We start from the raw sequence: 21,188 nt of genomic DNA, 5'->3' as shown, positions 1-21,188 counted from the left end.
CTTTGACTGAAGCGATAGCCTCTCTATCCTGACCTGGCGAGGCAACCATGTCCAAGAACATCGTCATCCTGCTCGATGGGACATCGAACGAGATCGAGTGCGATCGCAGCAATATCCTCCGGCTCTATGGCGTTCTTGCCAAGGACGCGGAGCAACTCGTCTATTATGATCCGGGCGTTGGGACATTCGGCGCGGAGGGCGCGTGGTTGCGCTTCTGGCGCAAGGCGCATGAAGTCTGGGGCCTCGCCACCGGCTGGGGGTTCGATGAGAATGTGAAGGAGGCCTATCGCTTCCTCGTCGAGAATTACGACAGCGGCAAAAAACGGGGCAGCAAGGCGGCGGAGCGCGACCGCATCTTCATTTTCGGGTTCAGCCGGGGCGCCTATGCCGCGCGCGTGCTCGCCGGGTTTATCCATGCGGTGGGATTGATCGAGCCGCGCAACCTGAACCTGCTCGACTATGTCTATCGGGCATACAAGTCGATCGGCGAGGACGAGAAGCAGGCGGCCTTCGCCGAAGTGCGTCTCTACGAGCGCATCCTCAATCCCGACCGGCCGCCGATCCGGATGCTGGGGTTGTTCGACACCGTCGCGTCGGTAATCGAAAGCGGGCGGCACGGCATCCGGCTCAAATCGCACGCGTTCACCAGCAGGAACGCCAGCGTCGAAGCGGTATCGCATGCCGTGGCGATCGACGAGAAGCGCACGATGTTCGAGCCGCAGCTCTGGCCGGCCGGCCAGGAATATTGGGGCAATCCGTTCAACCGCGCCGCGGCGCGACCCCAGGACGTCAAGGAAGTCTGGTTCGCGGGGGGCCATGGCGATGTGGGTGGCGGCCACCCCGAGGCGGAAAGCGCCCTCTGCAAGGTGCCGCTTCTATGGATGATCGAGCGCGCGAAGCTCTGCGGCCTGAACTTCCGTCAGCAGAGCGTGAACGCGGTGGTGATGGGGCGGCCGGTCAACTCGGAATATGTAAAGCCCGACGCGCTCGGAGCGGCGCATAACACCATGACGTTCGGCTGGGCGCTGCTCGAGTTCGTGCCGCGGCGCAAACCGAAGAATTCGTCGCGCCCGGCATTTCTGGGCATGACGCTGCCCCTTTTCGAGCGGCGCTTCATCTCCGCCGGCGCAACGCTACATGCCTCCGTTGTCGAGCGTGAGCGGAAGCTTGGCGGTCGAAGCTCGAACATTCCTGTCGACTATTCGGTGGACGGCTGACCTAGGGTCACGACTCAATCAGCACCAGAAGGTGACGGTGGAGACGAGGGCGACGGCGGCGAGGTAGTTGTCGGCTCGCCGGTCGTATCGTGTAGCGACGCGTCGCCAGTCTTTGATGCGGCAGAACATGCGTTCGATGCGGTTTCGGCGCTTGTAGGCGATGCGGTTGAAGGGGATTGGCCTGGTGCGGTGAGCGCTGGAGGGAATGACCGCTTCGACCTGTCGCTGAGCGAGAAGCTGCCTGATCGTGTCGGTGTCATAGGCCTTGTCGCCGAGCAGGCGGCGCGGCGGCGTGACGGTGGCTAATAGCGCGGGGGCGACGATATTGTCGGCGGTGTTTCCGGGTGTCAGGATGAAGGCGACGGGTCTGCCGCAAGCGTCAGCCAGCGCGTGGATCTTGCTCGCCCGGCCACCGCGCGAGCGGCCGGTCGCCTCTGTGGTTTCCCCCTTTTTCCGCCGCCTGCGCAGCGATGGACCTTGACGTGCGTGGCGTCGATCGCGAGCTCATCGGGGACGCCGCCGGTGCCCGCCACCTGCTCGAACAGCCGGCGCCAGATGCCACGGCGAGCCCATCGGTTGTAGCGGTTGTACAGTGTGGTGCGCGGCCCGTACTGCGCAGGCGCATCGCGCCAGCGACAGCCCGACTTCAGGACATGCAGGATGCCCGAGATCACGCGCCGGTCGTCCACCCGCCGCGCGCCAGGTTCGCCGTGCGGCAGATGCGGCTCGATCACCGCCCCGGCCTCATCGCTCAACCAATACAGATCCGACATCTGCCGCCTCCTCAGTCTCACGCTGTATCGAATCAGAATCAGGCAATATAATCAACCTATTGATTGGGTTTTAACCCTAAATCCGCACGATCAAAGCCCGGGATCAAACAGCTTGTCATCAAACCGTCGGACAGCCCGGAACTCGGGCGGCAGGGGAACGTTAGGAACGATCCGGACCGGCCCCGATCAAGCCGCAGTGGAATTCTCCCACTCGTGTCGTCGGCACGCCGCACAGGCGCATCGCGCTATGGCAACATCGCGTAATTGGCATTAAGCACGCGGCCGAGTGAGTACCGGTCAGTGTATAACGGGGGCGTTCGTCGGTTTCCAAGGCATCGGCGAGGTACCCCCTCGCCGGTGTGAATATGTTGTCCGGCCCTGTCACTGTTCTCAATGATTTTCAGGAGTCCATGAATGCCGAAGCACGACCATGATGGAAAGGTTGCACTGATTACAGGCGTTACCGGCCAAGACGGTGCCTATCTATCCGAATTGCTGCTCTCAAAGGGCTATACGGTTCACGGCCTAAAGCGTCGGTCGTCGTCGTTCAACACGAGTCGCATCGAGCATCTCTATCGCGATCCGCATGTTGAGAATTCGCGCTTCATCCTACATTATGGCGACATGACGGACAGCACCAATCTGATCCGCATTGTGCAGGCTGTCCAACCTGACGAGATCTACAACCTTGCCGCACAAAGCCATGTTGCGGTTAGCTTCGAAACTCCTGAATACACTGCTAATGCCGATGCCGTCGGTACGCTACGGTTGCTTGAGGCTATCCGCATCCTCGGGCTGGAGAAGAAGACCCGCTTCTATCAAGCCTCGACCTCGGAACTCTACGGCCTCGTCCAAGAAGTTCCTCAGCGCGAGACTACTCCTTTCTATCCACGCAGCCCCTACGCTGCTGCCAAGCTCTACGCATACTGGATCGTGGTGAACTACCGCGAGGCTTATGAAATGTACGCCGCGAACGGGATTCTCTTCAATCACGAAAGTCCGCTTCGCGGAGAGACCTTCGTGACGCGCAAGATCACGCGCGGCGCGGCAGCGATAAAACATGGCATCGCCGAGCGGCTCTATCTCGGCAATCTCGACGCCAAGCGAGATTGGGGCCATGCGCGCGAATATGTCCGCGGCATGTGGCTGATGATGCAGCAAGAGAAAGCCGATGACTTTGTGTTAGCCACGGGTGTGACTACATTGGTCCGTGATTTCGTTACGCTGGCGTTTCAACAAGCTGGCATCGACCTCGATTGGCAGGGTAGCGGCGTGGACGAGAAGGGCGTGTGCCGCAAGACCGGCGCGGTTCGCGTCGAGGTGGACCCTCGCTATTTTCGCCCCACTGAAGTCGAGCTCTTGCTCGGTGACCCGACCAAGGCTCGTGAGAAGCTGGGCTGGGAGCACCAGACCGACTGGCAGAGCCTGTGCCGCGAGATGGTTGCGGAGGATCTCAAGGTCGTTGCACACGAAGGGCGTGGCAATGGTTGATCAGACGGAGCAGGCCCTACCCGCGAGAGATCCGATCTATCCCTTGTCCGGCAAGCGCGTGTGGGTCGCTGGGCAGCGCGGTATGGTCGGTTCGGCGGTTGCCCGCCGACTTGCCGCGCTGGGTTGCGTAGTCGTGCCTGACCGCCCCGACAGGCTCGATCTACGACGCCAGGACGAAGTTGCGGACTGGCTTAGCGAAGCTCGACCCGATGCGATCGTCGTTGCCGCGGCACGTGTCGGTGGCATCCTTGCCAACGACACTTATCCCGTCGATTTCCTCGAAGACAATCTGCTGATCCAAACGAACATTATCGGTACCGCGCATCGTATTGGCGTGGAGCGGCTGTTGTTCCTCGGATCGAGTTGTATCTATCCGCGCCTAGCAGATCAGCCAATCAGCGAGGATGCCTTGCTCACCGGCCCGCTCGAGGCGACCAACCAATGGTACGCGGTCGCTAAGATCGCTGGGATCAAGCTTGTCCAAGCCTATCGACGCCAATATGGACGCGATTATATCTCGGCGATGCCGACCAATCTTTATGGTCCAGGCGACAATTTTGATCTTAATAGCAGCCACGTGCTGCCCGCACTGATCCGCAAAGCGCATGAGGCCAAAATCGCGCGGGCCGAGAGCATGACTGTGTGGGGATCGGGTACGCCGCGACGCGAATTCATGCATGTTGATGATTGCGCCGACGCTTTGGTTTATCTCCTGCAGCATTATTCGGACGACGATCACGTCAATGTTGGCGTTTCGAGCGATATCAGCATCCACGAACTGGCAATGTTGGTTGCGCGAATCATCGGCTTCAGGGGAGAGATTGTGCTCGATCAGACGCGACCGGACGGGACGCCGCGCAAGCTGCTTGATACCGGGCGGTTGACGGGCTTGGGCTGGTCGTCGCGGATCACCCTTGAGGATGGCATCGCCGCTACCTATCGCTGGTTCCTCGATCAGAGTGAATTACGCTCGATCGCCTGAGCGCGCCCGTTCCTTTCCTTCGACGTCCTGCGAAAGTGCGAGACTAGCTGACCAAAAGGTCATTTCCAGATCCGGAAACGATGCGATGATTGATGATACTGAACAACCATGTCGGATATGCAAGACGTCCGCGCGCCGGCTGATGGAGGGTATGTTGATCGGTCATCGAGTCGCATATTTCCGTTGCCCGGCATGTGGCTATCTGCAGACCGAGAAGCCTTATTGGCTGGACGAAGCTTATGCGGTTCCGATCAACCTCAGCGATACCGGGATCATGGCGCGAAACCTGTACAATCGAAGCGTGGTCGCGACCGTTGTGACACTGCTGGGCAAACCGCGAGGAAAGGTGATCGATTTCGCCGGCGGCTATGGCGTATTGGTGCGGCTGCTGCGTGATTTCGGGATCGATGCATATTGGATGGACGGTTATTGTGAGAACAAGCTGGCCGCCGGCTTCGAACACAGCGCGGGCGTGTCTTATGACCTTCTGACCGCCTTCGAGGTATTTGAGCATCTAATCGACCCTCGATCCGAACTCGAACGGATGCTTGCGCTTTCCCCGAATGTGCTGATCTCGACCGAATTTGCGCCAACGAACATTCCCGACGATTGGTGGTATTTCGGCCGTGAGCATGGCCAGCATATCGGCTTCTTCACCATTGACAGCCTCCAGCGCTTGGCGGGTCAATCCGGTAAGCATGTCCTGTCCAACGGGCGCAACTATCATCTGATCACCGACAGCAAGGTGTCGCCGGCGGCGTTCAAGGCCGCGCTGCGTTGGAGCAGTCTGATCGCGCCCGTGCTGAAGCGTCGCTATACGACACGCGTCCATAGCGATCACCTACTGATGGCATCGGACGAGGTTTCGTGAGGATCGCGTTCGACCATCAGACCTTCACGCTACAACGCTATGGAGGGATTTCCCGCTATTTTGCCCGCACCGCGGCCGAACTGCTCATCGCGGGAGAGGAAGTAGGCATCTTCGCCCCGTTCTACCAGAACGGCTATCTCGGCGATCTGCCATCCAGCGCTATCCACGGCCGCCATGTCGATCGATATCCGCGCCGGACTACGCGCCCCTTTCTGGCTCTCAATCGCGTCGTTAGTCGGCCGGGTCTCCATCGCTGGCGGCCCGACATCGTCCACGAGACCTATTACGCATCCTCCTCCTCCCGCGTCCGGGACGTTCCCCTTATCCTGACCGTCTATGATATGACGCACGAGGTCTGCCGCGCCGATTTTGCTGCAGATGATCCGACTTCCGAAGCGAAGCGCAAAGCGGTCGCTCGCGCCGATCACATCATCTGCATATCGCGCTCGACCCAGCGCGATCTGATCGATCTCTTCGGTGTCGACGAAAAGAAGACCTCCGCCGTGCTGCTTGGTGTCGACGCTCCCGCAACGGCGGCCGTGCCGGTGCCCGTTGCTTCACCGTCCGGCCGTCCGACGCTTCTCTTTGTCGGCGTCCGCGCCGGATACAAAAATTTCGACGGCTTCGTGCGCGCCGTTGCGGCGAGCCCGATGCTTCGCAAGGAGGTGGAGATCGTCGCGTTCGGTGGTGGTGCGTTCACTACCGGCGAAGCTGAGCTGATCGCAAAACTTCGTCTGACTCCGCGCATCCGACAGGTGGCCGGCGACGACATGGCATTGGCGGCGCATTATGCCGCCGCCGCTGCTCTGGTCTATCCATCACGCTACGAAGGGTTCGGACTGCCACCTCTTGAGGCAATGATGCACGATTGTCCGGTCGTCTGCAGCAACACCAGTTCCTTGCCCGAAGTGGTCGAGGATGCTGCGGAGACATTCGATCCTGCCGACGAAGCCGCAATGGCTCGCGCGATCGAAACCGTTCTTAGCAGCGAAAAGCGACGCCGCACGCTGGTCGCACGCGGCCGCGAACGCGTGCGCGTCTTGACCTGGCAGAAGTGCGCGCGCGAAACGCTGGCTGTCTATCAGACAGTGCGGGGACAACGATGACTCGTGCGTTGATTTGCGGCGTCAGCGGTCAGGACGGGGCGTGGCTCGCCCGGTTGTTGCTGGACAAAGGCTATGACGTAATTGGGACCTCGCGAGACGCCGAAGGCAACCGGTTCACCAATCTCCAACGGCTCGGCATCTTGGACCGTGTCGCTCGCCTGTCGATGGTACCGGAGGACTTCCGATCGGTGCTCGTGGCGATCGACCGGGTCGAACCCGACGAAGTCTATTTCCTGGCGGGCCAATCGTCGGTCGCGCTGTCGTTTGAACAGCCCAGCGAGACGATGAACAGCATCGTTCTAGGGACGCTCAATCTACTTGAGGCCTGCCGTCTGTCACATCCGAGTGCACGCCTCTATCACGCCGGATCGAGCGAGGTGTTCGGCGATTGCACTCACGCGCCCGCCCGCGAAGACACACCATTCAATCCGCGCAGTCCCTATGCGATCGCAAAGGCGTCTGCAGCATGGCTAGTACACAACTATCGCGAAGCATATGGCCTATTCGCCTGCACCGGTTTTTTATTCAACCATGAATCAGTGCTACGGCCCGAGCGGTTCGTAACCCAAAAAATCGTTCGTGCAGTGCACCGGATCGCGGCCGGCTCGCCGGAGACGCTCCAACTCGGACGCCTCGACGTTGTGCGCGACTGGGGCTGGGCACCCGAATATGTCGAAGCCATGTGGATGATGCTCCAGCGCACCGAACCTGACGACTACATCGTAGCAACCGGCCATTCCTGTTCGCTCGAATCGTTCGTCGCCGATGCCTTCGCCAGTGTAGGCTTGGTCTGGCGCGACCACGTCGCAATCGACGACCAGATGATCCGGCCCAGTGACATCATGATCAGCGCGGGCGACCCGAGCAAGGCGGCGACCGAATTGGGCTGGCGCGCGCGCACCCGGATGCCCGAACTCATCGCCAAGATGATCATCGAGCCCTAATCTTGCGCGCCTTTTCGGTACTGATTGGTTGGCTAGGAGGTCACGCGCCGATGATGACCGCGCCGGCGGATGGCACAGCAGGCGAGGCATTGATGCGAGCGGCCGAACGCCGACGCCGCGTGCTCTTGTCGATCACGAGCAATGTTGGGGCGCGCGTCGCCTCGTTTGCGGTCATCCTCGTCGCTTCACGTTTTGCATTGGCCGACATCGGAACGGAGCGCTTTGGTATCTGGATGACAATCGCGAGTCTGCTGTCGGTCCTCAATCTGCTTGATTTCGGCATCGGCAATGGGCTGGTCGTTCCTGTCGCTGGCCGGGTCGGACGCAACGACGTCGCCGGTCTGCAGCGGATCGTCACGCTCGGGCTGCTCACCACGCTCGTGATCGGCGCCATCGCGGCGCTGTTACTGGTGGCCGCGGCACTTTATGCAGATTGGCGGTGGCTGTTCAAAAGCGCCAGTTCGGGCGCTTTGGTCGAAGCGGGGCAGGCGCTACTCGTCTTCGCGACGTTGCTCGGCCTGTCGCTGCCGCTCCAGACAGTGCACCGCATCCTGGCAGGAATGCAACGCGCATATCTTTCTCATTTCCTTTCGCTGGGTTGCTCGACGCTGTCGCTCATCGTCCTGTTCGCCACCCAGTCCCAGAAATTTGACCTCGTCGGCTATATCCTGCTCACGCTCGGCATCGCCCAGCTTCCCGGCCTCATTGCACTTGGATTTCTCGCGCGCGAAGGATTGATCCGTCCAGCGGCGCTCAGATGCGGTGCTGGCGGCGACTTCCGGCTGATGTTCTCGGCAGGCGGGTTGTTCCTCGCGCTTCAATTCGGTGCCTTGATCGGTTGGGGAAGCGACCAGATCCTCGTTTCCGCGCTCAGCGGCCCCGCCGACGCGGCGGTCTATGCGGTGGGAGCGCGGATCTTCATGCTGGTCTCGATTCCCTTCTATATCATCAATGCCCCTTTGTGGGCCGCCTATGCCGAAGCGCTGGATCGCGGCGATCGCGAATATGCGCGGCGGACGCTGCGCATATCGTTGCTGGCAACGCTAGGCGGCGCGACCATGTTTGGACTTGCGATGGTGCTGGCAAGTCCCGTTCTGTGGCAATTGTTTAGCGGTGGAGCGCTTCGTTACGATCGCGTCCTGATTTGGGGGCTCGCAATCTGGACTGCCATCGATTGCGCGGCCAACGCGCTGGCGATGTTCCTGAACGGTGCCCATCTGCTGAAAGAGCAGCTCTGGACGGTGGTCGTCTTCGTGCTTTTGTCGATTCCGCTCAAGGCGTGGGTGATCGTCAATATAAGCTTTTCGATGATCCCGTTTGTAACCGCCGTCATCTATCTCGGCACGCTGGCGATCGTTTACGCATTCACGCTTCGGCGCAGTATCGCGCGAGTCCTGTCAGTGCCGGCGTAGCCCGCAGACGCGACATCAATGCCGACCGCAGGATTCATCGGTCCCAAGCACATCGTCGATCCAGCCCTCCAGGCTGTAGCGACGGTACATTTCGGGTGACAATGGTCGATATGGCGTCGTGAAGAAGGACGTTGGGACGACTGGAGATTGCCGATCGATCACCATGATATTGTCGCGGTCAAAAAACTCGTACTGCTCCACGTACCGATTGGTCGTTATCAGCTTGCGCTGGAGGCCCATCGTTTCGAAGGTTCGCATGGTGAGACCGCGCTGACGGGGATGCTCGATATCTACGACTGCGAGTGATTGCTCGACTACCTGTTGTAGTCGGTCTTTATCAATCGGGACGAACCGAAAATCGGTGCGCTTGGCGGAGCGCATGCCTGGCTTGATCGTCTTGTAGACACTGAAAAGCCAATTAGACTGAAGATACAGATACCAGAAGGCTCGTAGTTCAGGACTCAATGCTTGCTTCAAGCGTGTGATCACGGCGTAACGGTCGCTGTGTGCGGTGCCGACGAAACTCGCATCGTAGCGAGCATCTTGCAGCGCCACCGGCGGTGCGACGCGTGTGAAAAACAATGGCCGCAACTGCATGCCATATCGGTCTGCCGACTGCGGATCGAAGCTGAGGAGCCGATCGAACAGCGGAAAATTCTCGATCGTTCGCCCGCGATTTTCGAGTGAGTCCCACATGTACAGCGTGAAAACTGCCGAGGGAAACTGCGCGCGCAGCGATTTCAGGAACTCGCGTGAAACGGTTTGCCCATTGAGTACGAGGATATGGTCATAGCTGGCTGGACCCAGGGCAGACAGCTGTCGATCATAAAGCCGGTCGGCGAAGGGCAGGATCATCTGGGGCACAAAGCGGGTCAACGCTGCCATTGCCGCTGTGTCGTAGGGACGATCGGCCAGCCAATCGACATGGGCGCCGCGTTTGCGCAACCCATTCGCGATCTCGAGATCATACCCGAAGAAACGCGGTGCGATAAATAGGATTCGACGACCTTTAAGTATTGGCATGACCATCCTTAACGGTCAGCGCCGTGTCACGCGCGGGAATGCCGATCACCAGCGTCTCGGCGGGTACCGAAGCGAGCACTACTGAATTGGCGCCAATCCGCGCACCATGTCCCAGCGTCACGCCACCGATCACCTTTGCGCCTGAACCAATGATGACGCCGTCCTCGACGATCGGACGTGTATCCTGACCATAGGCAAAATCAACTTCACGTGCCCCGAGCGTAACGCCTTGATAGATCGTCACGTTCGCCCCGATCCTCGCGGCACCGATCACGGTTCCCTGTGTATGCGGTAGGAATAGTCCAGGGCCGATCGGACAGCGGATCGCGATCTCAAGCCCATAAAGAAAAAAGTTCGCCGTCGAGAACAGCTTTGCGATCACCACCAAACGCCGGATATAGAAAAAATAGGCGAGTCGGCAGTTCAAGATCGGCACGAACCGCGGCGACGCCAAGCCGAGCCACAGGCGCCAACCCCGTGGCGGCGTGACATCGGGACCGTGGACCATGCGATGTGCCGCCGTGAGATCTGCGGCGAGAGTCGCCCGTAGGCGGAAACTGGGTCGTTCCACCGATCAACCTCCGTCGGAACGGGTATCGATTAACAAGTTGTGACGCCGCAACTCACCGACCGAACGGTCATATGCAGTTTTGTCGCGCGCATTTTGTCCCTGAGCCCACGACAGAAATGCTTCGAGGCCAGCCTCGAACGGCGTCGCTGGACGGATGTCCAGCAGCGCTTCGAGCTGCGCGACGTCGGCGACATTGTGACGAATGTCGCCAATGCGGTAGGCGCCGGTCACGACGATCTTTCCAGGGCTGTCGAAAAAGGTTGCGATGCGCGATGCGACCGTCAGCACATCGGTGCCGACCCCCGAACCGACATTGACGGCACCGACGAAGCGGTTGTCATACTCGACGCAACGCGCTGTAACTTCAGCGATGTCGTCGATATAGACGAAGTCGCGCGACTCCGCGCCGTCCTCATAGATTTCGATATCCTTGCCCTGGCGCGCAAGATTAGAAAAAACAGCCAGAATGCCGGTATACGGGTTCTGAAGCGATTGTCCCGGACCGTAGACATTCTGATAGCGTAGCGCGAAGCCGTTGATGTTGCGCGTCTGCGCAAACAGCAGCACCGCCTGCTCCTGCACCTGCTTGGTCAGCCCATAGAAGGATGAGGGCGAGAATGGCGCCGTCTCGCTTGTCGGGACCAGCGTAACCCCTCCGCCGCATCGGGGACAGAGCGGGTCGAACTGTCCGGCCGCCATTTCCGCCGCGCCGCGGGCGGCGGGATAGACGGTGCCATGCTTAGCGCAGGCATAGGCACCCTCTCCATAGATCGCTCGGCTTGACGCCACCACGAGCGTCTCGAGCGATTTATCGGGGTCGTTTTGAAGAATGTCGAGCAGCGTCGCGGTCGCCTGGACATTGACGTCGAAATAATGCTCGATGCGGTACATCGATTGGCCGGTGCCGGTCTCGGCGGCGAGATGGACAATACAATGCTGGCCGCGAATCGCCTCGCGTAGCGCATTGGCATCGCGGACGTCGGCGCGGATGAGCGTCACCGCATCGGCCAAGGCCTGAGGAAGCTGCTGCGTATCGTGGACCTGTTCGCTGAAATTGTCGAGAATCGTTACAGCGTGCCCCGCCGCGACAAGCCGCTGCGCGACGGCTCCACCGATGAACCCGGCACCGCCTGTGATCAGCACGTTCTTGGTGGTCACATCCGATACTCCTATTAACCGGCCCCATCAGCACCGAGCATCCGGCGGCCCCTTGATAAGATCGGCGAGCCGCTGCTTGAGCTGGACGGCGAGCCGATACGTCGTTCCGAAATTTGCCTGCGCGATCGCTGGCAGGTCGCGCCTGAACGCGATGTCATAGCTGGTCTGAGACGTCCCGCCGGTGGAAAAATAGGCCACCACTTCGCGCGACAGCCCAAAGCGGCGCAACCGATCGGCGCGGATCTCGATATTCGCCTTGTGGTCTGCTTGAATCCTATAGCGCGTGTCGAATGGATGCGCAGCGAGATACTGGCGGCTGTAGAATAGACTCTGCTGGCACCAGTTACGGAAAAGGATCTGTGCGCGCAGTCGCGACGGCGCCGACACACCACAACCCTGCATATATGAAGCCGCGGCGAAGAGATCATAGACTGCACCCGTTCGCAGCAGCTCGACAATCACCGCATCCATGCCTGGTAAGGCGATATCGTCGACTCCGAAGAAGAGCACATACTGACCCTGCGCGGCTTCAACCCCGCGGTTGAACGCTGGATAGATGCCCTGGGGCTCCATCTCAATGATGCGGAACGCCCCAAACGCATCGGCGAGCAGATCAACGCCATCCGGGAAGGCGCCGCTGTTGACAAGGACGATCTCGATGTCGCGCGCATGCACCAGGCGCGCAAACGATGCCAGGCAACAACGAATGAGCGCTGCCGGCGCATCCTTCGCGGCAAGTACGACGGTCAAGATCATGATCGGCCAGCCTCGAGCCCCATACTGCGGCCATCGCTCGCCCAAACACGCGGCAAGATTATCATTACGGCAACCATTCCCAAAAGGAAGCTAATGTCTTGCATTAGAATATTAAAATCTTGACCAATAGAAGAAATAGAAAATATTAAAAACGAATAGATCGCCGGATAGAATAGTCTTGTTCTATCGGCAAGTCTGGTTGTGGTTACAACAAGAAAGAAATACAGACATGTAATTATAAGACCAAATAATACAAGCCATCCAGGAAAATTGCAGGTCAGGTATGCTGAATAGCGCGCGTTGGGTCCGGTAAAGGTATTCACGCCCACATACTGGATGGTCCAGGCGTATCCGAACAAGGTATCGATATTAAGCGCTCCCGGATCGCCAAGCATGCGCGCCAAACCCCGATGCATCTTCGCGAGTAGTGAAAGATTATTACAGGCCGCTGTCGAATCTGGCGCGAAATAGGTCAGCAGCGTCGGCTCACCGTATAACATGATCCGGTCCCACAAGTGGCTGACGTCGAGCCGAAGACGCTGAAGGCTCAACGCAACACCTGCGGCCAGGCCCGCCGCCCCCAGTGCTACATCCGTCAGCGCCACGCGAAACATGCCGGTTAGGCCGAGATCCCGCACCATGAGGAACGCTAGCAAAGCTTGAGTCACAAAGGCGCCCTTCGATCCCGACGCAACGCCCCCCAGAACACTGACAATCAACAAGCCATAGGCCGGCACGCGCTGCCGATGGACCGTCAGAAGCAAGAACGCGCCGAAATAGGACAGCGGGCCGATAATCGCGCTGATCGGCTTCACTAGAGAGTACCAATAATTGGTTTGGTACATGATCCGTGACGTGCCGTCCTGCGGAGTGACCATATAGGTGAACACCGCTAGTCCCGCGCCGACCACGATCAGCAAATAGGGCACCGCGCCGGTAAAAAAGGCGGCGATCCGTTCGTTCTGCGCCATACCCCTGCGGACAATGAACGTGTAGACTGCGCACGTCGCGATCATCAAGATCGTTTCGGTCAGGAAGAAGTGGACAACCCTGTCGATCGGCAAATAACCGTCGACGAACCCTGCAATGACCGGGATTGCATTGAAGACAAAGATGATCTGCGCAAGCAGTAGCGCATTGACATAGCGAAGTCCGACCAAACGGTTCAGGAACAGGATCGCTGCCAAAAGGACGGTCAGCGCTACCCATTCTGACAGGTAATGAAACCGTGCATATTCAAGAAGATCAATCATCGCGCGAGCCGCAGTGTGTTATCGCAGCAGGTCGTTCTGTTTCAAGATCGACGAGTAATGCGCCAGATAGCGCATCAACATGAAATATCGATCGGGACCGAGAAACTTCAGCGCGAGACGGAACCCCATATCGAGCACGGCCTTCTGCCGTCCGAACTGCTTCTCGGCCTTGAAATCGACATGCTTGTCGGGACGTTCCCGGCTTGAGAACAGGCGATGGCGCCGAGCGAAGGCATAGACCGGTCCCGCAGCGTCGAAGGGATCAACAACATCGTGAAATTGCGTATCAAGTTGCGCGGCAAAGAAGCGGCGCAGAGCCGGACTAATCATTCGGCCGTCCGACATCCGGTTATAGCCATATTCGCTCGACGACGTCCGGATTGATCGCGCTGATCCTGCGAGTGCCTGCGCATAGATATCCCGAGCCATCGAAAAATCGGCCCGCGATCCAGGCGCAAACCGCGTCTGCTTTCCCGCGATCGCCGTTTGATCGTGATCGTCGAACGAACTGAAATGAACGAAGATTAGCGGATGATCATTGTTGACCGTCCACGTCCCGTCAGCGTTACGGCCGATCGTGCGCTCATGCAGATTCCAGAACGCGACATTCACGCCAGGATGTTTGACGATATGGACATTGTTGAACAAGGCGGGTGCCAGATCCATCCACTTTTGGTCGACTCCCAACCCCATCGAGGGCTCGTACCAGCAATCCGTCTGGCAGCATTGATCCCACCAGTCGAGCAGGGGCCGCGCACCGGGTGAGCGTCGAACGCCGAAGAAGCCCAGGTTATATACACCGAAACGCAGAAGATCGACTGCGTTGGGCCGATGATCGTCGGTGTAGGGCGCAAGGGCATGAGGCGAGAGAAGCAGGTCGTAATGGTCGAGATCATCAAATAACGGCGCAAGGCTATTGAAGACGTAAACGTCGGGATCGAGATAAACGACCTTCTCATACCGATCGAGCAGCATCGCCGCCACGTGCGGCTTGAGCGCAGTATTGAGTTCAATGATGTTGTATTTGAACGCCGCGCGCAGGTAGTCGGGGAAAGACGTATCCTGCGCCCAGATAAGAGTGATCCTATCGTCCTCCACCTCGACGGGGCATCTGCGATCAACGACCAGAATAGCGACGTCACAACCCGGATCATGCGCAAGAACTGAACGACCCATGGCCATCGCCTTGGGCAAATAGTTTACGGAGCACGCGGTAAAGACGATTGTCGAGGACTGGGGATTGCTCACCGTACCGTCTTCCCCAGAAATTCACCGCTGGCCCTGGCGTCGAGAGGACATCCATGGGTCCGCGCCAGCCCGATGCGTACGCGAGCATAAGCATGGCGTTCGCAGCATGTCCACTGCCAATCGCCAAATGGTGTGATCACTATCCATTCCCCTTCTGGCGGATCCGATCGAGATATAGGTGAACCTCGGCCGCCGCGGGAAACCGAGTCCCCCCAGCCAGCCAGTTGATCGACCGATCAAGAATGTTGGATCCCAACAATCGGTCGATCATCGTGGGGGCCAGGGGCCGCGCAAGAGTTGCGAGCGTCGCAGGGATCGGCAGGACGGCGATATGTCTTCCCAGGCATTCGCCCAGCGCGTCGGCGACCGCGGTCAGTTCCAGTGGGTCGGGATCGGCAGCGACGATCGCACCGGTGGGCATGTCTTGCATCGTCGCCAAAGTGATGAGCGCATCGGCGGCGCCGGCATAGGTGATCATTGAGCGCCGGCTGACCCCGCCATAAGGGACCGGTAGAACGCGTAGCCAAAGCATACCCGACACCAATCGGCCGAGCAATGCTGGTTCGGCAGCGCTGAACATGAATGGCAAGCGCAGCGATGACACGAGAAAGGTGTCGGTCGCCAAAGCGGCCAGCTTCTGTTCGGAAGCCAATTTGCTAAGGCCGTAGTCGCTTTCGGGCGATAGTGGGCTGTCGGCGTCGATCCGTTCCGTTCGCCCGTAGACCGAGAACGAGCTAACCTGGATGAAGCGCCGCACTCCCGCCACGGCGGCGTGCCGCGCAAGCGCCAGCGGATAAGAGACATTGACCCGATCAAGTTCTTCGCGCGTGCCTGTCACCCGTCCGGCGCAATTGATGATGGCGTCGAAGCCGTTAAGCCGGGCCGGATCGAGATCGAGCGGATCGCTAATCGTCAGCGTCACTTCCGCATTGGCACTGTTGCACCGACGAACTCCGGCAACCCCTCGAGGGCCAAGCAGCGACAGGATCTCGCGGCCAAGACGGCCATTTCCTCCAGTGACCAGTATACGCCCTGTCATAACCTTGCCGCAGCGGCGTCTCCCGTCCCCCTACCTAGGGCTGTCCGCAAAAGCAGGGCAATATCGCGGCGCAATGACCATTCAGCTAGATATGTCGCGTCGGCTCGCGCCAACTCGGCAGGACTGCGCATGTCAAGCCCGGCGAGCTGCCCAATCCCTGTGATCCCTGGGCGAAGCGCCAAGACACCTAGCCGTGCGCGTTCCTCGATAAGCTCGGTTTGGCTCGGCAGGCATGGCCTCGGACCCACCAAGCTCATATCGCCAATCAAGACGTTCCACAGTTGCGGAAGCTCGTCGACCTTTGTTCGGCGAAATAATCGGCCGCTTCGTGTGATCGTCGCGCTCCCAACTTCGTGCGACGCGCCGTTGGGTGTACCCGCACGCATCGTTCGCAGTTTGACGATCGTAAAGCAGCGGCCTTGGCGCCCCACTCGACGCTGTAGGAACAGCGGGTTTGTGCGGGTTTCCAAGCATACAACGGGCAAAACGGCTATGGTAACGAGCAACGCAGGGACGAGCAGCGCCAAGCAGACGCCGATATCGAAGATGCGCTTGATCGGGTGCATGGGAGTGGTCCACATAGAAGGGCGACTATCGCGTCGCGTGTTCGCGGCGACGGCCGTGCCTGTAGTCGTGTTGCGGCGATCAGGCTAGGGCGGATCGACATTTGGGATTCCCAAAAGGCTAGAGTGTTGTTTCATAGGATTCCGCGACTAGGCGGAGGCTTGTGATGTGTGTGAGGCGGTATGAGTTGAACGAGGGGCAATGGTTAAGTTTGCAGCCTTTGCTGCCGGGCAAGGTGGGCGATCGTGGATGGACCGGATCGGATAACCGATTGTTGTGAACGGGCGTCTGTGGATTCTACGGTCTGGAGCGCATTGGCGCGACCTGCCCGACCGCTGCTGCAAATGGAAGACGGTCCGCCGTCGCTTCAGTCGCTGATGCCATGCTGGTGTATGGGAGCGGGTGTTCGCGGCGATGACCGCCGACCACGACAACAAATATCTGATGGCTCGATAGCACCATCGTTCGCGCTCACCAGCAGGCTGCGCGCGGGAAAGGGGGCAAAGATCATGCGCTGGGGCGCTCCCGAGGTGGGCCTGACCACCAAGATCCACATGCGCGCCGACGCACTGGGTCGACCATTGCGCCTCATCGTCACCGCCGGCCAGGTGGGTGACGTCACGCAGGCCCCGCCCTGTTCGAAGGACAGGCAGACAATGCCGTGCTGGCCGACAAAGCCTATGATAGCAATGCCTTGCGTGCAATCATCGCCGAAATCGGCGCCGAAGCCATTACCCCTTCAACCGCGCCCGAAAGATCGCGATCCCGCACGATGCCGCCGCCTACAAGCATCGTAACCGTATCGAACGATGCTTCAATCGGCTCAAGCACTCCGACGCTTCGCCACTCGATACGAACGGCGCAACATCCACTTCAACGGCTTCGCGGCGCGTTCCGGCGGTTCAGCAAGGGGAGCCGAAGGGGGTGTGGTGGTGGTATCTTCGCGGCGATGTTGGACGATCCGGATTTTGAGTATCTGATCGTCGGCTCCATGATCGTGTGCGCTGCGGCACGCGGCCGGGGCCAAAAAAGGGGCGCTTGTTGGCTCGCTCCCTCGCGGCACCAGCGCCGCAGTGTCTCGGTCGTGCCGCCTATCTTCGAGGCATCGACGTCATTGCTTCCCACTGCGAGCCGTAATCGCCACGATGCTTGTTAACCATCCGAACCACGAGTCACGGACCTCGGGCGAAACGTGTTCCTCGTCTTGCTTATACCGGGTGCTCCTTCAAATCGGAGCCTCCGGAAACCCGAGACGCTTCAATTTACTACCAACTCACCCAAAGGCTACAATTCCCTCGATTGCCCACTGACAAATTTGGAGATACGGCGCGTATCGTGAATCTTCTATCTCCTCCCCCCCAACTCATCCGCCCCCGCCGTCATGGCGACGCGCGCGGTTGGTTCACCGAGACATATAACCATGACACCTTCGCCGCGCTCGGCATCAGTTGCACCTTCGTCCAGGACAACCACTCGCTTTCTGCGCCTCAATACACGTTGCGAGGGCTGCACTTCCAAACCCCTTCGCGCGGCCAAGACAAACTGGTGCGCTGCATTCGCGGGAGAATCTTCGATGTCGCGGTCGATGTCCGGCGAGGGTCGCCCACCTATGGCAAGTGGGTCGGCGCTGAGCTTTCCGCCGAGAATGGGCAGCAATTGTTCATCCCGATCGGCTTCGCCCATGGCTTCCTGACGCTCGAGCCCGATTGCGAGGTAACCTATAAATGCTCGGACACCTATGCACCCGCGCACGACGGTGGCATCCGCTGGGACGATCCGGCGATTGGGATCGATTGGCCCCTCCCGCCCGGCGTGCCGCCCGAGCTCAGCGCCAAGGACAAGGTCCAGCCGCTGCTGGCGGACTTCGACAGCCCCTTCCCCTATGACGGATGCCCGATCGCGCCGCTCAGCTGAAGGACACTCATATGCGCATCTTCGTCACCGGCGGCGCCGGCTTTATCGGCTCGGCTCTGGTCCGGCACCTGATCGACAACAGCACGCATGAAGTACTCAATTTCGACAAGCTCACCTATGCTGGCACCTTGTCGACTGTGGCGCGGGTCGCGGAGAGCAACCGCTATCGCTTCGTCCAGGGCGATATTTGCGACGCTGCCGCGGTCCGCAACGCGATTGCCGAGTTCAAACCCGACGTCATCACGCACCTTGCCGCCGAGAGCCATGTCGACCGCTCGATCGACGCCCCCGGCGCGTTCATCCACACCAATCTGGTCGGCACCTACACGATGCTCGCGGAGGCGCGTGCCTATTGGCAAGCGCTCGAGGGCGCGGCGAAGAACGCGTTCCGCTTCCACCATATTTCGACCGATGAGGTCTATGGCTCGCTCGGCGACATGGGGCTGTTCACCGAGGACACGCCCTATGACCCTCGATCGCCTTATTCGGCGTCCAAGGCGGGCAGCGATCATCTCGTCTCGGCCTGGGGTCACACCTTCGGACTCCCCGTGCTGATCACCAATTGCTCGAACAATTACGGCCCCTATCACTTCCCCGAAAAGCTGATCCCCCTGATGATCGTCAAGGCGCTCGCCGGGGAATCTCTCCCCGTATATGGCAAGGGCGATCAGGTTCGCGACTGGCTCTATGTCGAGGATCATGTCCGCGCGCTGCAAGCGGTGTTCGAACACGGCCAGCCGGGGCGGAGCTACAATGTCGGCGGCAACAACGAGAAGCAGAATATCGAGGTGGTGCAGACCGTCTGCGCGATCCTCGACGCGCTTCGTCCGCGTGCCGATGGCGGCAGCTACGCCGATCAGATTGCCTATGTCGCCGACCGCCCGGGTCATGACAAGCGCTATGCGATCAACGCGGCGCGGATCCGTGATGAGCTGGGCTGGACGCCAGCGGAGACGTTCGAGACCGGCATCCGCAAGACCGTCGAATGGTATCTGGCGAACGAGGCTTGGTGGCGCCCGCTGGTCAAGGCTAAGGCCGCTGAGCGACGCGGCGTTGCCGCGTAAGGTTTGCCCTTAGACTTATCGACGAGTTTAAATGCGATGAGCGATGCGATCCGTAAGATCTTGGTCACCGGCGCGACCGGGCAGCTCGGCATCGAGCTCGCCCGCGCGGCTTGGCCACAGGGATGGGAAGCGGTGGTGATCGGCCGCGAGGCGCTCGACCTCGCCGATCCGGAAGCGGTCGCCACCGCCGTCGCCGGGCAGCCCTGGGCGGCAGTGATCAACGGCGCGGCCTATACTGCGGTCGACAAGGCGGAAAGCGACGCGGTCGCCGCGTGGCGGATCAATGCGCTGGCACCCGCTGCATTCGGCGGGGCCTGTGCTAAGGTGGATATCCCGCTGATCCAGGTGTCGACCGACTATGTCTTCGACGGCAGCAAGGACGGCGCATGGGAGGTTGACGATCCCGTCGCGCCGCTCGGCGTCTATGGCGCGTCCAAGCTCGGCGGCGAGCTCGCGGTGCGGACGGCGGGCGCGCGGCACGCGATCGTGCGCACGGCCTGGGTAGTGAGCGCTCATGGGCAGAATTTCGTCAAGACGATGCTGCGCCTTGGCGCGCAGCGGGACGCGCTGCGGGTGGTCGACGATCAGCGCGGCAGCCCGACGAGTGCCGTCGACCTGGCATGCGCACTGATGACGATCGCGGTGCGGCTTGCCGAGGATACGGATGCGCCTGCCGGGACCTTTCATTTCAGCAATGCCGGCGCGGTTAGCTGGGCTGGATTCGCGGCGGAGATCTTCCGCCAATCAGCGCTGCGCGGCGGTCCGGCGGCCGAGGTGATGCCGATCACCACCGCCGAATATCCGACCCCGGCGCGACGGCCCGCAAATTCGCTGCTCAGCCACGATGCGGTCCGCGCCGCCTATGGCATCGAACCGCGCCCGTGGCAGCTTGCGCTCAGCGACATTCTTGACGAACTGATCGGAGCGACCAAGTGAAGGGCATCATTCTCGCTGGCGGGTCAGGTACCCGGCTCCACCCGGCCACGCTCGCTGTGAATAAGCAGCTGCTGCCGATCTATGATAAGCCGATGGTTTATTATCCGCTATCGGTGCTGATGCTGGCGGGAATCCGCGATATACTGATCATCTCGAGCCCCGAATATCTGCCGAATTATCAGCGGCTGTTTGCGGACGGCAGCGCCTTTGGGCTCAATATCCAATATGCCGAACAACCCCGGCCCGAGGGGCTGGCGCAGGCGTTCACCATCGGCGCCGATTTTATCGGCGACGATCATGTCGCGCTGGTGCTGGGCGACAACATCTTCTTCGGCGCGCATCTGACCGATCTTTTGGCTAATGCAGTGGCGCGCAAGTATGGCGCGACGGTCTTTTCCTACCGGGTCGAAGATCCGGAACGCTATGGCGTGGTCGAGTTGGGCGAAAATGGCCTTGCCATCTCGATCGAAGAAAAGCCTGCCGCCCCCAAATCCAATCTCGCCGTTACCGGTCTTTATTTCTACGACAACCGTGTCGTCGAGTTTGCCCGCAACTTGAAGCCATCCGCACGCGGCGAGCTAGAGATCACTGATCTCAACCACATCTATATGGAAGCCAACGATCTTCATGTCGAACAAATGGGCCGCGGCTATGCTTGGCTCGACACCGGCACGCATGAGAGCCTTCTCGAGGCCAGCGAGTTCGTCCGCACGCTCCAGCATCGCCAGGGCATACAGATCGCCTGCCTGGAGGAAATTGCGTTTGAACGTGGATTCATTTCGGCCGAGCAGGCGCGCGCTCGCGGCGAGATGTTCAGCAAGACCGCTTATGGTCGCGCAATCCTGAAGGCCGTCGAGACGCGATGA

General features: G+C 60.0%; 19 protein-coding genes and 4 pseudogenes. 13 read left to right on the top strand and 10 right to left on the bottom strand.

The features are described 5' to 3' along the window. Positions 1-47 precede the first annotated feature (47 nt). Entirely contained in the window at positions 48-1,217 is a 1,170-nt protein-coding gene (locus OK349_RS09280) for a DUF2235 domain-containing protein (RefSeq protein ID WP_265117529.1), read from the top strand. A gap of 84 nt (positions 1,218-1,301) precedes the next feature. Here OK349_RS09280 and OK349_RS09275 read toward each other — a convergent pair. After that, a pseudogene (locus tag OK349_RS09275) lies at positions 1,302-1,990 on the bottom strand (IS5 family transposase); the annotation flags it as partial. A gap of 414 nt (positions 1,991-2,404) precedes the next feature. On the opposite strand from OK349_RS09275, the gene gmd reads away from it, so the two are divergent. The 6 genes from gmd (at position 2,405) to OK349_RS09245 (ending at position 8,796) form a co-directional block, all read left to right on the top strand. Further along, positions 2,405-3,481 carry a GDP-mannose 4,6-dehydratase gene (gmd, locus tag OK349_RS09270; RefSeq protein WP_265117527.1) on the top strand — a complete coding sequence of 359 codons (1,077 nt, stop codon included), beginning with the start codon at positions 2,405-2,407 and terminating at the stop codon, positions 3,479-3,481. Beyond that, positions 3,474-4,463, top strand: coding sequence for a GDP-L-fucose synthase (locus OK349_RS09265; RefSeq protein ID WP_301531114.1), 990 nt, complete (start codon positions 3,474-3,476; stop codon positions 4,461-4,463). Before gmd ends, OK349_RS09265 begins: the two co-directional genes overlap by 8 nt. A 151-nt stretch (positions 4,464-4,614) precedes the next feature. Beyond that, positions 4,615-5,334 carry a class I SAM-dependent methyltransferase gene (locus OK349_RS09260; RefSeq protein WP_265117526.1) on the top strand — a complete coding sequence of 240 codons (720 nt, stop codon included), beginning with the start codon at positions 4,615-4,617 and terminating at the stop codon, positions 5,332-5,334. Beyond that, positions 5,331-6,440: a glycosyltransferase family 4 protein gene (locus tag OK349_RS09255; RefSeq protein ID WP_301531113.1), complete on the top strand. Its 1,110-nt coding sequence runs from the start codon at positions 5,331-5,333 to the stop codon at positions 6,438-6,440. The genes OK349_RS09260 and OK349_RS09255 overlap by 4 nt, the downstream gene beginning before the upstream one ends. After that, on the top strand, positions 6,437-7,384 hold the full coding sequence (locus OK349_RS09250) for a GDP-mannose 4,6-dehydratase (RefSeq protein ID WP_265117525.1): 948 nt from the start codon (positions 6,437-6,439) through the stop codon (positions 7,382-7,384). Before OK349_RS09255 ends, OK349_RS09250 begins: the two co-directional genes overlap by 4 nt. Positions 7,385-7,434: 50 nt before the next feature. Beyond that, positions 7,435-8,796: a lipopolysaccharide biosynthesis protein gene (locus OK349_RS09245; RefSeq protein WP_265117524.1), complete on the top strand. Its 1,362-nt coding sequence runs from the start codon at positions 7,435-7,437 to the stop codon at positions 8,794-8,796. A 15-nt stretch (positions 8,797-8,811) separates the two neighbouring features. Here OK349_RS09245 and OK349_RS09240 read toward each other — a convergent pair whose 3' ends face one another. From OK349_RS09240 to OK349_RS19535, 8 genes are all read right to left on the bottom strand, one after another. Then, positions 8,812-9,825 carry a WaaS/CpsH family glycosyltransferase gene (locus tag OK349_RS09240; protein ID WP_265117523.1) on the bottom strand — a complete coding sequence of 338 codons (1,014 nt, stop codon included), beginning with the start codon at positions 9,823-9,825 and terminating at the stop codon, positions 8,812-8,814. Next, entirely contained in the window at positions 9,806-10,327 is a 522-nt protein-coding gene (locus OK349_RS09235) for a serine O-acetyltransferase (RefSeq protein ID WP_265117522.1), read from the bottom strand. Before OK349_RS09235 ends, OK349_RS09240 begins: the two co-directional genes overlap by 20 nt. Before the next feature lie 66 nt (positions 10,328-10,393). Continuing rightward, on the bottom strand, positions 10,394-11,548 hold the full coding sequence (locus OK349_RS09230; RefSeq protein ID WP_265117521.1) for an NAD-dependent epimerase/dehydratase family protein: 1,155 nt from the start codon (positions 11,546-11,548) through the stop codon (positions 10,394-10,396). 27 nt (positions 11,549-11,575) lie between these two features. After that, complete coding sequence (locus tag OK349_RS09225) at positions 11,576-12,304, bottom strand: glycosyltransferase family 2 protein (RefSeq protein WP_265117520.1); 729 nt, start codon at positions 12,302-12,304, stop codon at positions 11,576-11,578. Further along, positions 12,301-13,557 carry a hypothetical protein gene (locus tag OK349_RS09220; RefSeq protein WP_265117519.1) on the bottom strand — a complete coding sequence of 419 codons (1,257 nt, stop codon included), beginning with the start codon at positions 13,555-13,557 and terminating at the stop codon, positions 12,301-12,303. The genes OK349_RS09225 and OK349_RS09220 overlap by 4 nt, the downstream gene beginning before the upstream one ends. An 18-nt stretch (positions 13,558-13,575) precedes the next feature. Continuing rightward, complete coding sequence (locus OK349_RS09215; protein WP_265117518.1) at positions 13,576-14,805, bottom strand: putative nucleotide-diphospho-sugar transferase; 1,230 nt, start codon at positions 14,803-14,805, stop codon at positions 13,576-13,578. Positions 14,806-14,944: 139 nt separating this feature from the next. Further along, complete coding sequence (locus tag OK349_RS09210; RefSeq protein WP_265117517.1) at positions 14,945-15,844, bottom strand: NAD-dependent epimerase/dehydratase family protein; 900 nt, start codon at positions 15,842-15,844, stop codon at positions 14,945-14,947. Beyond that, positions 15,841-16,410, bottom strand: coding sequence for a sugar transferase (locus OK349_RS19535; RefSeq protein WP_372340545.1), 570 nt, complete (start codon positions 16,408-16,410; stop codon positions 15,841-15,843). Before OK349_RS19535 ends, OK349_RS09210 begins: the two co-directional genes overlap by 4 nt. Before the next feature lie 170 nt (positions 16,411-16,580). Here OK349_RS19535 and OK349_RS09205 point away from each other — a divergent pair. Then, a pseudogene (locus tag OK349_RS09205) lies at positions 16,581-17,292 on the top strand (IS5 family transposase); the annotation flags it as partial. Positions 17,293-17,300: 8 nt separating this feature from the next. Continuing rightward, a pseudogene (locus OK349_RS09200) lies at positions 17,301-17,445 on the top strand (IS5/IS1182 family transposase); the annotation flags it as partial. Here the strand turns inward: OK349_RS09200 and OK349_RS09195 are convergent. After that, positions 17,444-17,606 (bottom strand): annotated as a pseudogene (locus tag OK349_RS09195) (IS3 family transposase); the annotation flags it as partial. The pseudogenes OK349_RS09200 and OK349_RS09195 sit on opposite strands and share 2 nt — an antisense overlap. Before the next feature lie 137 nt (positions 17,607-17,743). Between OK349_RS09195 and rfbC the strand changes: the two are divergent. The 4 genes from rfbC to rfbA are packed head-to-tail and all read left to right on the top strand — an operon-like array spanning position 17,744 to position 21,188. After that, entirely contained in the window at positions 17,744-18,322 is a 579-nt protein-coding gene (gene rfbC / locus OK349_RS09190) for a dTDP-4-dehydrorhamnose 3,5-epimerase (protein ID WP_265118570.1), read from the top strand. An 11-nt stretch (positions 18,323-18,333) separates the two neighbouring features. Continuing rightward, on the top strand, positions 18,334-19,386 hold the full coding sequence (gene rfbB, locus OK349_RS09185; protein WP_265117516.1) for a dTDP-glucose 4,6-dehydratase: 1,053 nt from the start codon (positions 18,334-18,336) through the stop codon (positions 19,384-19,386). 36 nt (positions 19,387-19,422) lie between these two features. Then, entirely contained in the window at positions 19,423-20,322 is a 900-nt protein-coding gene (gene rfbD, locus OK349_RS09180) for a dTDP-4-dehydrorhamnose reductase (protein WP_265117515.1), read from the top strand. Further along, the gene (rfbA, locus tag OK349_RS09175; RefSeq protein ID WP_265117514.1) at positions 20,319-21,188 is read left to right on the top strand and encodes a glucose-1-phosphate thymidylyltransferase RfbA; all 870 of its coding nucleotides are present in this window, start codon (positions 20,319-20,321) and stop codon (positions 21,186-21,188) included. The genes rfbD and rfbA overlap by 4 nt, the downstream gene beginning before the upstream one ends.

Origin of the sequence: Sphingomonas sp. BT-65 (genome assembly GCF_026107375.2) — a bacterium.
Lineage (GTDB): Bacteria > Pseudomonadota > Alphaproteobacteria > Sphingomonadales > Sphingomonadaceae > Sphingomonas.
This window is presented reverse-complemented; position numbering and strand designations above follow the sequence as displayed.

Bases quoted from the DNA above. Each gene is read 5' to 3' on its own strand.
- OK349_RS09280 (WP_265117529.1), top strand. From the start codon at position 48: ATGTCCAAGAACATCGTCATCCTGCTCGATGGGACATCGAACGAGATC.
- gmd (WP_265117527.1), top strand. From the start codon at position 2,405: ATGCCGAAGCACGACCATGATGGAAAGGTTGCACTGATTACAGGCGTT.
- OK349_RS09265 (WP_301531114.1), top strand. From the start codon at position 3,474: ATGGTTGATCAGACGGAGCAGGCCCTACCCGCGAGAGATCCGATCTAT.
- OK349_RS09260 (WP_265117526.1), top strand. From the start codon at position 4,615: ATGTTGATCGGTCATCGAGTCGCATATTTCCGTTGCCCGGCATGTGGC.
- OK349_RS09250 (WP_265117525.1), top strand. From the start codon at position 6,437: ATGACTCGTGCGTTGATTTGCGGCGTCAGCGGTCAGGACGGGGCGTGG.
- OK349_RS09245 (WP_265117524.1), top strand. From the start codon at position 7,435: ATGATGACCGCGCCGGCGGATGGCACAGCAGGCGAGGCATTGATGCGA.
- OK349_RS09240 (WP_265117523.1), bottom strand. From the start codon at position 9,825: ATGGTCATGCCAATACTTAAAGGTCGTCGAATCCTATTTATCGCACCG.
- OK349_RS09235 (WP_265117522.1), bottom strand. From the start codon at position 10,327: ATGGTCCACGGTCCCGATGTCACGCCGCCACGGGGTTGGCGCCTGTGG.
- OK349_RS09225 (WP_265117520.1), bottom strand. From the start codon at position 12,304: ATGATCTTGACCGTCGTACTTGCCGCGAAGGATGCGCCGGCAGCGCTC.
- OK349_RS09220 (WP_265117519.1), bottom strand. From the start codon at position 13,557: ATGATTGATCTTCTTGAATATGCACGGTTTCATTACCTGTCAGAATGG.
- OK349_RS09210 (WP_265117517.1), bottom strand. From the start codon at position 15,844: ATGACAGGGCGTATACTGGTCACTGGAGGAAATGGCCGTCTTGGCCGC.
- OK349_RS19535 (WP_372340545.1), bottom strand. From the start codon at position 16,410: ATGCACCCGATCAAGCGCATCTTCGATATCGGCGTCTGCTTGGCGCTG.
- rfbB (WP_265117516.1), top strand. From the start codon at position 18,334: ATGCGCATCTTCGTCACCGGCGGCGCCGGCTTTATCGGCTCGGCTCTG.
- rfbD (WP_265117515.1), top strand. From the start codon at position 19,423: ATGAGCGATGCGATCCGTAAGATCTTGGTCACCGGCGCGACCGGGCAG.